This is a genomic window from Magnetospirillum sp. 15-1 (genome assembly GCF_900184795.1).
Taxonomy (GTDB): Bacteria; Pseudomonadota; Alphaproteobacteria; order Rhodospirillales; family Magnetospirillaceae; genus Phaeospirillum.
In genome coordinates, this window is sequence record NZ_FXXN01000024.1 from 225,028 (window position 1) to 237,843 (window position 12,816).

The 12,816-nt window shown below is 65.0% G+C and carries 16 protein-coding genes; 3 read left to right on the forward strand and 13 right to left on the reverse strand.

The genetic code is table 11. The features are described 5' to 3' along the window. Window positions 1–18 precede the first annotated feature (18 nt). Window positions 19–636, forward strand: a complete 618-nt coding sequence (gene rpsD / locus CP958_RS12200) for a 30S ribosomal protein S4 (protein ID WP_011384527.1) — start codon at window positions 19–21, stop codon at window positions 634–636. A 136-nt stretch (window positions 637–772) separates the two neighbouring features. After that, window positions 773–1,186, forward strand: coding sequence for a response regulator (locus CP958_RS12205; RefSeq protein ID WP_170958953.1), 414 nt, complete (start codon window positions 773–775; stop codon window positions 1,184–1,186). Between the two features lie 53 nt (window positions 1,187–1,239). Here the strand turns inward: CP958_RS12205 and grxD are convergent, their stop codons facing one another. From grxD to glgA, 12 genes are all read right to left on the reverse strand, one after another. After that, window positions 1,240–1,569 (reverse strand): Grx4 family monothiol glutaredoxin, encoded by a 330-nt coding sequence (gene grxD / locus CP958_RS12210; RefSeq protein ID WP_096702223.1) that lies wholly within the window; start codon window positions 1,567–1,569, stop codon window positions 1,240–1,242. A gap of 82 nt (window positions 1,570–1,651) precedes the next feature. Beyond that, the gene (locus tag CP958_RS12215) at window positions 1,652–1,909 is read right to left on the reverse strand and encodes a BolA family transcriptional regulator (RefSeq protein WP_096702224.1); all 258 of its coding nucleotides are present in this window, start codon (window positions 1,907–1,909) and stop codon (window positions 1,652–1,654) included. Between the two features lie 68 nt (window positions 1,910–1,977). After that, on the reverse strand, window positions 1,978–2,898 hold the full coding sequence (locus CP958_RS12220) for a peptidoglycan-binding protein (RefSeq protein ID WP_096702225.1): 921 nt from the start codon (window positions 2,896–2,898) through the stop codon (window positions 1,978–1,980). 111 nt (window positions 2,899–3,009) lie between these two features. Beyond that, window positions 3,010–5,220: a phosphoribosylformylglycinamidine synthase subunit PurL gene (gene purL / locus CP958_RS12225; RefSeq protein ID WP_096702226.1), complete on the reverse strand. Its 2,211-nt coding sequence runs from the start codon at window positions 5,218–5,220 to the stop codon at window positions 3,010–3,012. A gap of 97 nt (window positions 5,221–5,317) precedes the next feature. Beyond that, window positions 5,318–6,007 carry a phosphoribosylformylglycinamidine synthase subunit PurQ gene (gene purQ / locus CP958_RS12230; protein WP_096702227.1) on the reverse strand — a complete coding sequence of 230 codons (690 nt, stop codon included), beginning with the start codon at window positions 6,005–6,007 and terminating at the stop codon, window positions 5,318–5,320. A gap of 79 nt (window positions 6,008–6,086) precedes the next feature. Further along, complete coding sequence (locus tag CP958_RS12235; protein ID WP_096702228.1) at window positions 6,087–6,395, reverse strand: hypothetical protein; 309 nt, start codon at window positions 6,393–6,395, stop codon at window positions 6,087–6,089. Continuing rightward, entirely contained in the window at window positions 6,392–6,622 is a 231-nt protein-coding gene (locus CP958_RS12240) for a RebB family R body protein (RefSeq protein ID WP_096702229.1), read from the reverse strand. Before CP958_RS12240 ends, CP958_RS12235 begins: the two co-directional genes overlap by 4 nt. A gap of 6 nt (window positions 6,623–6,628) precedes the next feature. After that, complete coding sequence (locus tag CP958_RS12245; protein WP_141400500.1) at window positions 6,629–6,874, reverse strand: RebB family R body protein; 246 nt, start codon at window positions 6,872–6,874, stop codon at window positions 6,629–6,631. 5 nt (window positions 6,875–6,879) lie between these two features. Beyond that, on the reverse strand, window positions 6,880–7,221 hold the full coding sequence (locus tag CP958_RS12250) for a RebB family R body protein (RefSeq protein WP_242442871.1): 342 nt from the start codon (window positions 7,219–7,221) through the stop codon (window positions 6,880–6,882). Between the two features lie 170 nt (window positions 7,222–7,391). Then, a complete protein-coding gene (locus CP958_RS12255) occupies window positions 7,392–7,931 on the reverse strand; it encodes a hypothetical protein (protein WP_096702231.1) in 540 nt (179 codons plus the stop codon). A gap of 108 nt (window positions 7,932–8,039) precedes the next feature. Beyond that, window positions 8,040–9,011: a glucokinase gene (gene glk, locus CP958_RS12260; protein WP_096702232.1), complete on the reverse strand. Its 972-nt coding sequence runs from the start codon at window positions 9,009–9,011 to the stop codon at window positions 8,040–8,042. Beyond that, window positions 9,008–10,492: a glycogen synthase GlgA gene (glgA, locus tag CP958_RS12265; RefSeq protein WP_096702233.1), complete on the reverse strand. Its 1,485-nt coding sequence runs from the start codon at window positions 10,490–10,492 to the stop codon at window positions 9,008–9,010. Before glgA ends, glk begins: the two co-directional genes overlap by 4 nt. A gap of 184 nt (window positions 10,493–10,676) precedes the next feature. On the opposite strand from glgA, the gene glgC reads away from it, so the two are divergent. Then, entirely contained in the window at window positions 10,677–11,966 is a 1,290-nt protein-coding gene (gene glgC / locus CP958_RS12270; RefSeq protein WP_096702234.1) for a glucose-1-phosphate adenylyltransferase, read from the forward strand. Window positions 11,967–12,073: 107 nt separating this feature from the next. Here the strand turns inward: glgC and CP958_RS12275 are convergent, their stop codons facing one another. After that, the gene (locus CP958_RS12275; protein WP_096702235.1) at window positions 12,074–12,676 is read right to left on the reverse strand and encodes a hypothetical protein; all 603 of its coding nucleotides are present in this window, start codon (window positions 12,674–12,676) and stop codon (window positions 12,074–12,076) included. Window positions 12,677–12,816 lie beyond the last annotated feature (140 nt).

Consider the following 12,816-nt stretch of genomic DNA (forward strand, 5'->3'; position numbering starts at 1 on the left):
TCGGCCAAAAGGAAGACCATGAGCAAGCGTATTGAAGCCAAGTACAAGATTAACCGCCGCCTGGGCGCCAACCTGTGGGGCCGTTCCAAGTCCCCGCTGAACCGCGGCAAGGAGAACCCTCCCGGCCAGCACGGTCAGCGCCGCAAGAAGCCGTCCGATTTCGGCACCCAGCTGATGGCCAAGCAGAAGCTCAAGGGCTACTACGGCAACATCAGCGAGAAGCAGTTCCGCCGTCTGTATGACGAGGCCGTGCGCCGTCGTGGCGACACCTCCGAGAACCTGATCGGCCTGCTGGAGTGCCGTCTGGACGCGGTGGTCTACCGCCTGAAGTTCGCCCCCACCCCGTTCGCCGCCCGCCAGCTGGTCAACCACTGCCACATCCTGGTGAACGGCAAGCGCGTCAACATTCCGTCCTATCGCGTCAACGAAGGCGACGTCATCTCGGTGAAGACCAAGTCCAAGGACATGGCCCTGATCCTCGAGGCCGCCCAGTCCGGCGAGCGCGACGTTCCCGACTACATGGAAGTCGACCACAAGGAGATGAAGGGCAAGTTCGTCCGCATCCCTAAGCTGGGCGATGTTCCCTATGCCGTGCAGATGGAACCGAACCTGGTTGTCGAATTCTATTCGCGCTAAGGTTCGCCCCTCGGCAATACGACACGGCCCGGAGGCAACTCCGGGCCGTTGTTCTTTGTACCATTGCCGAAGGACTTTCCCGTACAAGTAGTTTCGGCTATATTGACGCATGATTGGACTCTCGGCGAAGGCCGCCGTGCGACACCTCAAGGTGCTGATTGTCGAAGACAACGTGGCCGAGGCGCGACTGCAGCAATTCGCGCTGGGAGCCCAGGTGTTCGACTGTGCCATAACCTGGGTCGACAGCATCGACGGAGCGGTCGACTACTTTCACGACCGGATCGAGCGGACGGATGGCGGCGATACCGACGTGGTGCTGCTCGACGGGCAGGTGGGCACCGAGGACGCCTCCGAACTGCTGATCTACATGAAGCTCGATCCGCGGCTCAAAGACATCCCGGTCATCGTCACCACCGGGTCCCAGGACCCGCGCAAGCACGAGGGCTGGATCGCCCAGGGCGCCGAATCCATCATGCAGAAATGCTTCGAGATCGAGGACCTGGAAAGCGGCCTGTCGGCGCTGGAGGTCTATGCGAGAGATATCCCCTAAGAAAACGGCCCGGAATCGCTTCCGGGCCGCCTGTCCTCGATGAGGCGAAGTCTTTAGGCGGAGGCGACGCCCTTGTCGGCCATCAACTGCTTCAGCTCGCCCGATTCGGCCATTTCGCGCACGATGTCGCAGCCGCCGACGAACTCGCCCTTCACATAGAGCTGCGGCAGGGTCGGCCAGTTGGTGAACTGCTTGACGCCCTCGCGCAGGGACGGATCGACCAGGATGTCGATGCCCTTGAACTTGACGCCCAGATTGGTCAGCACCTGCACCACGGCGGCGGAGAAGCCGCATTGCGGGAACATCGGCGTGCCCTTCATATAGAGAACCACATCATTCTCGGAAAGGTCCTGGCGGATGCGGTCGAAAACGGGATTGGTCATCGGTGGGAATTCCTTGGAAATGATCGTGACGGATCGTGGTTGAGATGTAGGCAGCACAATGCCGTGGCGCAAGCGCGCCAGCCTAATCCTTGGCGAAATCGGGAGCGGCGTCGGGCGTGGCGGTCTGCAGCGCCATGGCGTGCAGTTGGCCGCCCATCTTGCCCTGCATGGCGGCAAAGACCATCTGATGCTGGGCGACGCGGCTCTTGCCACGGAACGCCTCGGAAATCACCAGGGCCGAGTAATGGTCGCCGTCGCCGCGCAAATCCTCGATGATCACTCTGGCGTCGGGAATGCCCTCGCGAATCAGGGCTTCGATCTCACTGGCTTCCATAGGCATGGCGTGTCTTTCCTAAAGCTCCCCTTCCGCGCCCACAATACGGGGCCGCCTTGGCGGTCGCAACAGCGCTATAACCCCAAAGCCGACAGGGTTGACGGTCCGACGATGCCGTCGGCGGTCAACTTGTGGGAGGTCTGGAAGGCGATCACCGCATTCCGGGTATCGTCGCCGAAATAGCCATCCGCCTCGATACCAAGCCGGGTCTGCACCGCCCTGACGTCGTCGCCCTGCATCAGGGGGGTGCTGAGGCGCAGGATGCGGTCGCCCGCCGCGGCCGCCGATGCCCGTACCGGGGCCGCCGCGCCGTCCAGCACCTCCGGGGAAAGCTGAACGCCGCGCACGGTGAGCGGCAGCGGCAAGTCCCAGGCGCCGGCGGCGATCAGAGCGTCGAAGGCATCCATGCGGTAGACGCATTTGCGCAGCAGGGTATTGGAATTCCCCGCCAGCCAGGCGCGCCGCGTCGCCACATAGGCGGCGACCCAGGTCTTCTGGTCGGTGCCGGGCATGGGATGGGCGGCCAGCGTCCGGTCACGCATGGCCTTCCACGAGCCGTGGACCATGCTGTCGTAGACCACAGCCACCGACAGCCCGAGATCGAGGTTCAGGGCCGAGGCATAGCTGACGGCCGGCGTCCAGTAGATGCGGTCGAAAAAGGCATCCTGGCAGGCCTGCATCACCGGGTCGTCACCGGCGCCATGCAGCAGCCCCCGAAAGGCGGTATCGGTGTTGAGCGCCGGATCGCAGTTTTCCAAACGCGGCAGATAGGGCGACAGCGCACCGGCCAGGGCAGCCCCGGCGGCGGCGCAGTAATCCTTGATCAGCAGGTAGAGGTTGCCGCTGGCCAGGGTGGTCTGCGATCGCCCATAGGTCAGTTGCCCGCTGTCGCCGGCCAGCAGGGTCACCTGCCCATAATCCCCCAGGGCGCGCCCCGTCTCGAAAATATTGACGATGGCCTGAGCGGTTCTTTTTTGCAGGTCGGTCAACGGCATCACGCACCCTTACGCTGTTAAGCTAAAGCGTATTGCAATTATTCGCCGACAACAAGCCCATGAAAAAGGCCCGCCCCATGCCGGGGCGGGCCTTGCTTCGCAGTCTCTGCCTCAGTGGCCCGACATTTCCTCGCCCATATAGGCGGGCAGCCAGCCCTCGTTGGCCTCGGCCAGTTCGTAGACCGGCACGGCGCGGCCGCCGACACTGATGACGTGGCCGCCGGTCTTGCCGATGACGCGGGCGGTGGTGTCATGCTCGGCCGCCTCTTCCAGCACGCTGGCGAGGTCGTTGTCGGAGATTTCCAGGATGTAGCGCCCCTGATCCTCGCCGAAGCACCAGGCGTGCAGCGGCAGGTTCGAGGGAGCATCCAGCTGGGCGCCGATATGGCCGTCGGAAGCCATGGCCATCTCGGCCACCGCCACCAGCAGACCGCCGTCGGAGACGTCGTGGCAGGCCAGCACCTGACCGTCCTGGATCAACTGGCGGACCAGCTCGCCGGCGCGGCGCTCGCGATGGAGCGCCACGGGCGGCGGAGCACCGTCCTCCCGCTTGCAGATTTCCCGCAGGTAGAGGGACGACCCCAGCCAGCCCTTGGTCTCGCCGATCAGCACCACGGACGAACCGGCGGCCTTGAACGGCACGGTCGCCGACTTGCTGACGTCTTCCAGCAGGCCGACGCCGCCCACCGCCGGGGTGGGCAGGATGGCGGTGCCCTGGGTCTCGTTGTAGAGCGAGACGTTGCCGGAAACCACGGGGAAGTCCAGTTCCTTGCAGGCCTGGCCCATGCCGCGGATGGCCTCGACGATCTGGCCCATGATCTCGGGCTTTTCCGGATTGCCGAAGTTCAGATTGTCGGTGATGGCCATGGGCAGGGCGCCGACCGCCGACAGATTGCGATAGGCCTCGGCCACCGCCTGCCGCCCGCCCTCGTAGGGATCGGCCAGCACATAGCGCGGCGTCACGTCGGTGGTGATGCCCACCGCCTTGTCGGTGCCGTGGATGCGCACCACGGCGGCATCGCCGCCGGGGCGGCCCACGGTATCACCCATCACCATGTGGTCGTACTGGGAGTAGATCCAGCGCTTGGAGGCCAGATCGGGGCAGGCCACCAGGGTCTTCAGCGCCTCGGCCGGGCAGACCAGTTCGACGTCCTTGGCCTCGACCACCGGGCGCTTGGCCGGCGCCGTCCACGGACGGTCGTATTCGGGCGAGGCCAGGGCCAGCGGATCGATGGGCAGGTCGGCCACCACCTCGCCATGGCGCTTCAGCACCATGCGGCCGGTGTCGGTCAGCACGCCCACCACGGCGAAGTCCAGTTCCCACTTGTCCATGATGGCCTTGGCCTTGGCCTCGGCCTCGGGGCCGGGCTTCAAGACCATCAGCATGCGTTCCTGGCTCTCGGACAGCATGATCTCGTAGGCGCTCATGCCCTCTTCGCGCATGGGCACGGCGTCCAGGTCCATCTCGATGCCCAGGCCGCCCTTGGATGCCATCTCGAACGACGAGGAGGTCAGGCCGGCGGCGCCCATGTCCTGGATGGCGACGATGACGTCGGTGGCCATCAGTTCCAGGCAGGCTTCGATCAGCAGCTTCTCGGTGAAGGGATCACCCACCTGCACGGTGGGGCGCTTCTCCTCCGACTTCTCGTCGAACTCGGCCGAGGCCATGGTCGCGCCGTGGATGCCGTCGCGACCGGTCTTCGAGCCGAAATAGACCACCGGGTTGCCGATGCCGGCGGCCGCCGAGTAGAAGATCTTGTCCTTGTCGGCCAGACCCACGGTCATGGCGTTGACCAGGATGTTGCCGTTGTAACTGGGGTGGAAATTGGTCTCGCCGCCCACGGTGGGCACGCCGACGCAATTGCCGTAGCCGCCGATGCCGGCCACCACGCCCGCCACCAGATGGCGGGTCTTGGGGTGCGAGGGGTCGCCGAAGCGCAATGCGTTCATGTTGGCGATGGGCCGCGCGCCCATGGTGAACACGTCCCGGAGGATGCCGCCCACGCCGGTCGCCGCGCCCTGATAGGGCTCGATGAAGCTGGGGTGGTTGTGGCTTTCCATCTTGAAGACGATGGCCTGGCCGTCGCCGATGTCGATGATGCCGGCATTCTCGCCCGGACCGCAGATCACCCACGGCGCCTTGGTCGGCAGGGTCTTCAGCCACTTCTTCGACGACTTGTAGGAGCAGTGCTCGGACCACATCACCGAGAAGATGCCCAGTTCGGTAAGATTGGGCTCGCGGCCCATGATCTCGAGAATCTTCTGGTACTCGTCGGGCTTGATGCCGTGCTGGGCGATGACTTCGGGAGTAATCTTGCTCATTATTTCAGTCCCTCAAGCGCCGGGCGTTCGCTCACGCTCACCTGGCTCCTCCGCTTCGCTCCGGGGCGCTCAATGCGCCCGCGCTCGCCATGCTCGCTCATGACAGCGCCTCCACCAGCGAATCGAACATGGCCTTGCCGTCACGCCCGCCCAGCAGGTCCTCGGCCAGACGCTCGGGATGGGGCATCAGGCCCAGCACCGTCTTGGCCCCGTTGTACACGCCGGCCACGTTGGACAGGGCGCCATTGGGATTGGCGGCGTCGGACACCACGCCGGACCTGGAGCAGTAGCGGAACGCCACCTGCCCGTTACCTTCCATGGCGCGGAAGGTCTCGGCATCCACGAAGTAATTGCCTTCGGCATGGGCGATGGGATAGCGCACCACGTCGCCCAGCCTGTGCTTGCGGGTGAAGTCGGTGTCGGCGTTCTCCACCCGCAGGCAGACGTCCTTGCAGATGAACTTGAGATTGCGGTTGCGCATCAGCACGCCCGGCAGCAGCCCCGTCTCGGTCAGGATCTGAAAACCGTTGCAGATGCCCAGCACCCGGGTGCCCTTCTCGGCCTTGGCCTTGACCTCGCGCATGATCGGCGAGTGCGCCGCCATGGCGCCGCAGCGCAGGTAGTCGCCATAGGAGAAGCCGCCCGGGACCACGATCAGGTCCAGGTCGGGAAGCTGGGTGTCGCGGTGCCACACCATGAGGGGCTTGGAGCCCATGCTTGCTTCCAGCGCCACGGCGACGTCGCGGTCGCAGTTGGAGCCGGGGAATACGATGACGGCGGCTTTCAAGGGCGTTGCCTTCACGCAGGGGAAATGGAAGGCTCTGTGTACCCCGGAACCGATTCGGATTCCAGTCCCGCCTCCGCCTTTATCGCATTCCGTCCAGGACGGTTCGGGCCAGATTCCCCACACGTTCCAGGTTGTCCTGCCCCTGGGACATCATCATCTGGATAGCGGCCAGAAGTTCGGCCCCGTCGGATACGCCGCTCTCCAAGATGCGGCGCAGCACCGTCCCCTGGGCGGTGGCGGCGATGGTCTCCACGTTGCGCAGATGGTCGGCGGCATCCTGCACGGCCAGGGCCATGGTCTGGGCGATCTGGATGTCGGCCATGATGCGGGCCGCCTCCAGGGCGGCGGCGCCGCAGGCCGGAAACGCCGGAAGCCCGGCGTCGCTCACGTGGTCACCTTAAGCAGGGCCATGATCGCCTGGGTGGTGGCGGCCTGGGAGGTGACATAGCTCTGCTGCTGGTTGTTGGTGGCGTTATGGGCGGCATTGGACAGCGCCTGGGCCGTGGCGGCGTACAGGTTGCCCATGGCGATGGCGGGCGCATCCCCCAGGACCTTGACGTTGGCCTGGGTGACGGAATCGGTGATCTGATCGTTGACGGCGGTGGGAAAGGCCATGACGGATCATCCTCGGCTGGTTGCGGGGCGGGGGGCGAAATCGGCGTCGAGCAATCCCTTGCAGACCATGGCGACCGCTGCCGCGCCGATCTGCCGGGAGCAGGCTTGGGCATGCGGCCCGGCCAGCATGGCGAGACCGGCGGCATGGGCCATGGAATGCAGCGCCATGGCCAGGGCGGTTTCGGCCGCCTGGTGCGGATCGGCCGGCGCCGAGACCGGGGCGGAGACCACAGGTTCGGGAGCGTCGCCCATGGCGGTCAAACCGCCTTGCCGTCGAGCAGGGCCATGACGCAGCGGGTGGTCACCGCCTGAGCCATGGTGAAGGCCTGTTGCTGCGCGGCGACGGCATTGGCCGCCGCCAGTCCCTGGGCGTGGGCGGTTGCCAGGAACAGCGACCCCAGGGCCTCGGCCGGCGCACTGCCCAGAACCGAGACGTTACTCTGGGTCACTGCATCGGTAATCTGGCCGTTGACGGCGGTGGGAATGGCCATGTCGCTCTCCAAATGCTGAGTGGTGGAAGGTTCGGCGCTGTCGGGCGGAACGTCGGCGGCCGACGGCGAACCGTCCTCGGCCGAAGACTCTGGGGACGAATCGTCCATGAGTGCGGACTCCGCTAATCAGGTGGTCCAATAGCACTCATGAGAACATGAATTTTGCCGATTGCGATAGAGTCGAAATGTATCGACAACTTTTCGTTATATCAGCAGGCAAGGCCGATGATGGCCGCGCGGTCGGCGCGGTACGGCATGCTTCCGGAATCGGAGAAAAATCAGGCGGCGCGGGTGAGCGTCGGCTCGATACGCAGCGGAGCATTCCCCGCCACCCGATCCAGGGTCTCGCGGATATGGTCGGCTTCACGCTCGTCGCCGCTGGTGGCGAAACGGGCGCCCAGGCGCCGGGCGAGCCAGCGGCCCACGGTGCCCGAACGGCCACGGCCGTTGCGGCAGACCACCAACACCTCGCCGATGCCCTTGTCGGCCAGCGACGCGGCGAAGGCGGCGATATCGGCGGCATCGGCGGCGATGAACGGACGCCAGGGAATATCCGTGCCGAACAGACGCCCGGCCAGGGCCTCGAACACCGCGCGGTTGCGGCCCCACAGCCGGGTGATCAGGTGGCCCTTCACGCCCAGCGCCGAGGAATCCATATCCCAGAACGCCAGGGTCAGCGTCGCCCCCCAACCCGCCTGGGCCAGGCTCCGCCCCTCGGCCCGCCACGCATCGGTGGGGTCGCAGATACGCAGCACCGCCGCATCCTTGCGGGGCGCCATGCCTTCGAACTCACCGGTACGGAATGCGGAAACCAACATGAGGGGGCTCGCGAACATGCCTCGATAATTCAGATATCGTGCATGTTGCGTCGCAATGCAAGTGCGCCGGTGGAATAGCCCTATGCGTTTTCCGCCTTGTCCGAGGATTCACTTATCGGAATCTGCCGCCACCAGCGCGGCCAGCCCGACGAAGGCGGGCAGCGGATGGGTGATCAGCCAGGTGGGAATGGCGGCCAGATAGGGCTGGAACCGTCCATGCGCCTCGAAGCGCGTCCGGAACGACGACAGGCGGAAAGCGTCGGCCATGCGCGGCAGAATGCCGCCGGCGATATAGACCCCACCCTTGGCCCCCAGGCTGAGCGCCAGATTGCCGGCCGCCGTGCCCATCATGGCGAAGAAGGTCTCCACCGCCTCGCGGCTGACGGGGCAAGAGCCGTCCAGCCCCCGCTTGGTGATGACGTCGGGGGTGGAAAATACCGCCTGATGCCCCGACAGGGCCGCCACCGCCTGATAGAGGTTGACCAGCCCCTGGCCCGACAGCACGCGCTCGGCCGAAACATGGTCGAACTGGCTGCGCAGACGGTCGAGGATGCGGGCCTCGCGCTCGGTGGCGGCGGCCATGGTGACGTGGCCTCCCTCGGTGGCCAGGGCCGTCCACTCACCGTCGGCCGACGGGATCAGGGCCGACACTCCCAGGCCGGTTCCCGGCCCCAGCACGGCGATGGGCAGGCCGGGCTCGGGCGCTCCGCCGCCGATGGCGATCAGGTCGGCGGACTTCAGATGACGGACCGACAGGGCGACGGCGGTGAAGTCGTTGACCACCTCCAGGCGCTCGAGCCCCAGGGCTTGGCGCGTGGCGTCGATGGAGAAGCGCCAGGGGGAATTGGTCAGTTCGATGCGGTCGCCGTCGATCACCGAGGCCACGGCGAAGGCGCCATGCCGGGGCGCCGCCCCTCCCCCCTGGTCGGCGAGATAGGCCTTGATGGCCGGAGCCGGCCCCTCGTAATCGGCGCAACGCAGCACCAGCGGATTGACCGCCTCGCCATCGGCGCCCACCAGGGCGAAACGGGCATGGGTGCCGCCGATATCGGCGACCAGAACAGACTCCGGCCCGCTCATGCCTTCTTCTTTCCCTTGCCGTTACCGTTGCCGGTCAGCGATTTGTAGAGGTCCCGGTACAGGGCCGCCGAGCGGCCCCAGGAAAAATCCTGGGCGATGCAAGCCTTGACGATCTTGGTCCACTGGTCCCTCTTGGCGTAGAGCCCGGCGGCACGCTCCACCGCCCACTGGAAGGCCCCCACGTTGGAATGCTCGAACACGAAGCCGTTGGCCTTGCCGGTCATCAGGGTGTCGTAGCCGGTATCCACCAAGGTGTCGGCCAGCCCGCCGGTGGCGTGGGCCACCGGCACGGTGCCGTAACGGAAGGCGTAGAACTGGGTCAGGCCGCAGGGCTCGAAGCGCGACGGCATCAAAAGCATGTCGCCGCCGGCCATCATGCGATGGGCCAGAGGCTCGGAATAGCCGATGCGCGCCGCCACCTGGGTGGGATGGGCCGCCGCCGCCGCCCGGAAACCGTCCTCCAGCGGGCGGTCGCCGGTTCCCACCACCGCCACCTGGGCGCCCAGGCGCAGGATATTGGGCAGGGCCGCCAGGACGAGGTCCATGCCCTTATGGTCGTTGAGGCGGCTGACGATCACCATCAGCGGCGCGTCCGGGTCCTGGGCCAGCCCCAGCTCGGCCTGCAGCGCGGCCTTGTTGCGCGCCTTGCCCGCCGCGTCACCGGGGGCATAGGGATGAGCCAGATGGCCGTCGGAGGCCGGGTCCCACACCTGGTAATCGGCGCCGTTGAGAATGCCGGTCAGATCGGCGGCGCGGTGCGCCAGCAATCCGTCCATGCCGCAGCCAAAGGCCGGCATCTGGATTTCCTTGGCATAGCGCGGACTGACCGTGGTGACGCGATCGGAATAGAACAGCCCGGACTTGAGGAAGGAGAGCGTGTCGTAATACTCGAATCCCTCCATGGAATACATCTCGGGCGGAAAGCCGAGGCGCGCCACCATGTCCGGCGGAAACTGGCCCTGATAGGCGATGTTGTGGATGGTGAACACCGTCGCCGGGCGCTGCGCCGGATTCCAGGCCTGCAGATAGGCCGCCGCCAGTCCGGTCTGCCAGTCGTTGGCGTGCAGGACCTGAGGCCGCCACTTGACCGGACTGCCCTCGGTGCACAGATGGGCCGCCGTCCACGACAGCAGGGCGAAGCGTAGCGCATTGTCGGGCCAGTCGCGGCCCTGAAGGTCCTGATAGGGGCCGCCCACCCGCTCGAACAGAGCGGGGCAGTCCACCAGCCAGACGGGAACGCCGCTGTCGGGCAGCTTGCCGGACAGCAACTGGGCCTCGGCCCCCAGGTGGAACGGATCGCCCAGGTGCCCGGCCACCTTCTTGGCGCCGGCCGCCTTGATGGCGTCGGGATAGCCGGGCAGCAGGATGCGGACATCCACTCCGGACTCGGCCAGGGCGGCGGGCAAAGCCCCGGATACGTCGGCCAGCCCCCCGGTCTTGACCAGCGGAAACACTTCGGAGGAAGCGAACAGCACGCGCATCTGGGACCCCATTCGGAGGTTAAAGCACTCCTACCTTCAGCCTAACCCCGATTACCGCCGCCGTCGAGAGACGCCGTGCCGCCACATGGCGGTGTCGCGGCGCCCGCGATTGTACCGCGGGGGGGAATGTGGCACCGTTCCAGACAACAAAGCCAGACAACAAAGAACGTCCAAGGGGTGATGAATGTACGATCCCACCGATCGGGGCACGGCCATCGATATCGAGGTCAATGACCGCCTGCGCAAGACCCTGGCGCTGATCCTGGCGGGCGGGCGCGGCTCGCGCCTGATGGACCTCACCGACTGGCACGCCAAGCCGGCCATTCCCTTTGCCGGCAAGTTCCGCATCATCGACTTCACCCTGTCCAACTGCATCAATTCCGGCATCCGCCGCATCGGGGTGCTGACCCAGTACAAGGCCCATTCCCTGCTGCAGCACATCCAGCGCGGCTGGGGCTTCCTGCGCGGCGAGTTCAACGAATTCGTCGAACTGCTCCCCGCCCAGCAGCGCACCCAGGGCGAGAACTGGTACAAGGGCACCGCCGACGCGGTGTTCCAGAACCTGGACATCGTCCACGCCCATCGGCCCGAGCACGTGCTGGTGCTGGCCGGCGACCACGTCTACAAGATGCATTACGGCAAGATGCTGGCCCATCACCTGGCGGCCGGGGCCGATGTCACGGTGGCCTGTATCGAGGTGCCGCTGGAGGCCGCCAAGGGCTTCGGCGTCATGGCGGTGGACGAGGACGACCGCATCGTCCGCTTCGACGAGAAGCCGGCCCATCCCCAGCCCATGCCCGGACACCCGGACAAGGCCATGGCCAGCATGGGCATCTACATCTTCAATGCCCAATTGCTGTTCGACCTGCTGCAGAAGGATTCCACGGCGGCCGGGACCAGCCACGATTTCGGCAAGGACCTGATCCCCGCCTTGGTCAAGAGCCACCGGGTGATCGCCCACCACTTCCAGGATTCCTGCGTGATGCACGAAGGGGCGCGCGAGCATTACTGGCGCGACGTCGGCACCATCGACGCCTACTGGGAGGCCAACATGGACCTCACCACGGTGACGCCGGCCCTCAATCTCTATGACGAGAGCTGGCCCATCTGGACCGACCAGCCGCAATCACCGCCCGCCAAGTTCGTGTTCGATTCCGACAACCGGCGCGGCATGGCGGTGGATTCCCTGGTGGCCGGCGGCTGCATCGTCTCGGGCGCCGTGGTCCGGCGCTCCATGCTGTTCTCCAACGTGCGCGTCAACTCGTTCTGCGTCGTCGAGGACGTGGTGATCCTGCCCAATTGCGACATCGGCCGCCACGCGCGGCTCAAGCGCTGCATCGTCGACCAGGGCGTGGTGGTGCCGCCGGGCCTGGTGGTGGGCGAGGACGCGGCCCTGGACGCCAAGCGTTTCCACCGCACCGAAAAGGGCATCACCCTGGTGACGGCGGAGAGGCTGAAGCTGCTGGGGGCGTAGCCGCTTCGCGCCCATGGTGATCGTACCTATGATCAGCACTGTTTCCCGAAAGGGACGTCGATCAAATTTGCAGCCAGTAGCTAGCGCCACCAATGGTCTTAGTTGATTTACAAAGGGTGGTTTGCCAGGAATTTGACGACACCATCCAAAATATCAACAGCCATGTTGTCGACGAAATCCTCAAGCTGCCGCGACCTACTGTTTGGATCATTAATAAGTTCATCGAGGAATAGCGTCATATCCTCGTCATCACCCAGCACAGAGTGAGATACTAGACGCCCGCTAAGCCCGTGGTGAAATGGTACGCGAATTGATCTATAAAAATTATTCAGCTCTACCTTTTCTGCCGAGTCGATAACACCGTACCTGCAGAGATCATCGACAATTTTAGAAAACTCATGACCGCGGTCGGCTCCGCCAGCTCCTTCGATCTCCTTATCGATTATTATCAGGTCAGCGCGCCCAGTAATGGCCGCGTTGCGTTTAGATACCTGGATTACCAACAGGTCTCGAAACCAAAGTTCAAGCAATGTGCCTGAGAGGATGATAGCTGAGAGCAGAAGGCCAGCATCGATCGAGCGTGAAATCTCCGCGATAAAAAAGCTTGCACTTCGACCGCCTGGGCGGATCGCCTTAAAGTCCTGTTGGATCCGGCGAAATCGCTTTGCTTCGGCAGTGGACAGCTGTTGCTCAATGGGGCGCGGGTCCATGATCGGCTACAATCCACCGATACTTTCCTCATGAGAGCATTGTCGCTCGGAAGCCCAGACAAGACGCTCGTGAATATAGAGTGGCATTTCCTCAAATCCCCAAGATAGAAATGCGCGACATCCCGAAATTGCTGCTTGCG

Excerpts from the sequence above, each read along its gene's own strand:
- CP958_RS12255 (WP_096702231.1), bottom strand. The coding sequence starts at position 7,931 with ATGTTGGTTTCCGCATTCCGTACCGGTGAGTTCGAAGGCATGGCGCCC.
- purL (WP_096702226.1), bottom strand. The coding sequence starts at position 5,220 with ATGAGCAAGATTACTCCCGAAGTCATCGCCCAGCACGGCATCAAGCCC.
- CP958_RS12250 (WP_242442871.1), bottom strand. The coding sequence starts at position 7,221 with ATGGACGATTCGTCCCCAGAGTCTTCGGCCGAGGACGGTTCGCCGTCG.
- glgA (WP_096702233.1), bottom strand. The coding sequence starts at position 10,492 with ATGCGCGTGCTGTTCGCTTCCTCCGAAGTGTTTCCGCTGGTCAAGACC.
- glgC (WP_096702234.1), top strand. The coding sequence starts at position 10,677 with ATGTACGATCCCACCGATCGGGGCACGGCCATCGATATCGAGGTCAAT.
- CP958_RS12245 (WP_141400500.1), bottom strand. The coding sequence starts at position 6,874 with ATGGGCGACGCTCCCGAACCTGTGGTCTCCGCCCCGGTCTCGGCGCCG.
- grxD (WP_096702223.1), bottom strand. The coding sequence starts at position 1,569 with ATGACCAATCCCGTTTTCGACCGCATCCGCCAGGACCTTTCCGAGAAT.
- CP958_RS12220 (WP_096702225.1), bottom strand. The coding sequence starts at position 2,898 with ATGCCGTTGACCGACCTGCAAAAAAGAACCGCTCAGGCCATCGTCAAT.
- CP958_RS12240 (WP_096702229.1), bottom strand. The coding sequence starts at position 6,622 with ATGGCCTTTCCCACCGCCGTCAACGATCAGATCACCGATTCCGTCACC.
- CP958_RS12215 (WP_096702224.1), bottom strand. The coding sequence starts at position 1,909 with ATGCCTATGGAAGCCAGTGAGATCGAAGCCCTGATTCGCGAGGGCATT.
- rpsD (WP_011384527.1), top strand. The coding sequence starts at position 19 with ATGAGCAAGCGTATTGAAGCCAAGTACAAGATTAACCGCCGCCTGGGC.
- CP958_RS12275 (WP_096702235.1), bottom strand. The coding sequence starts at position 12,676 with ATGGACCCGCGCCCCATTGAGCAACAGCTGTCCACTGCCGAAGCAAAG.
- glk (WP_096702232.1), bottom strand. The coding sequence starts at position 9,011 with ATGAGCGGGCCGGAGTCTGTTCTGGTCGCCGATATCGGCGGCACCCAT.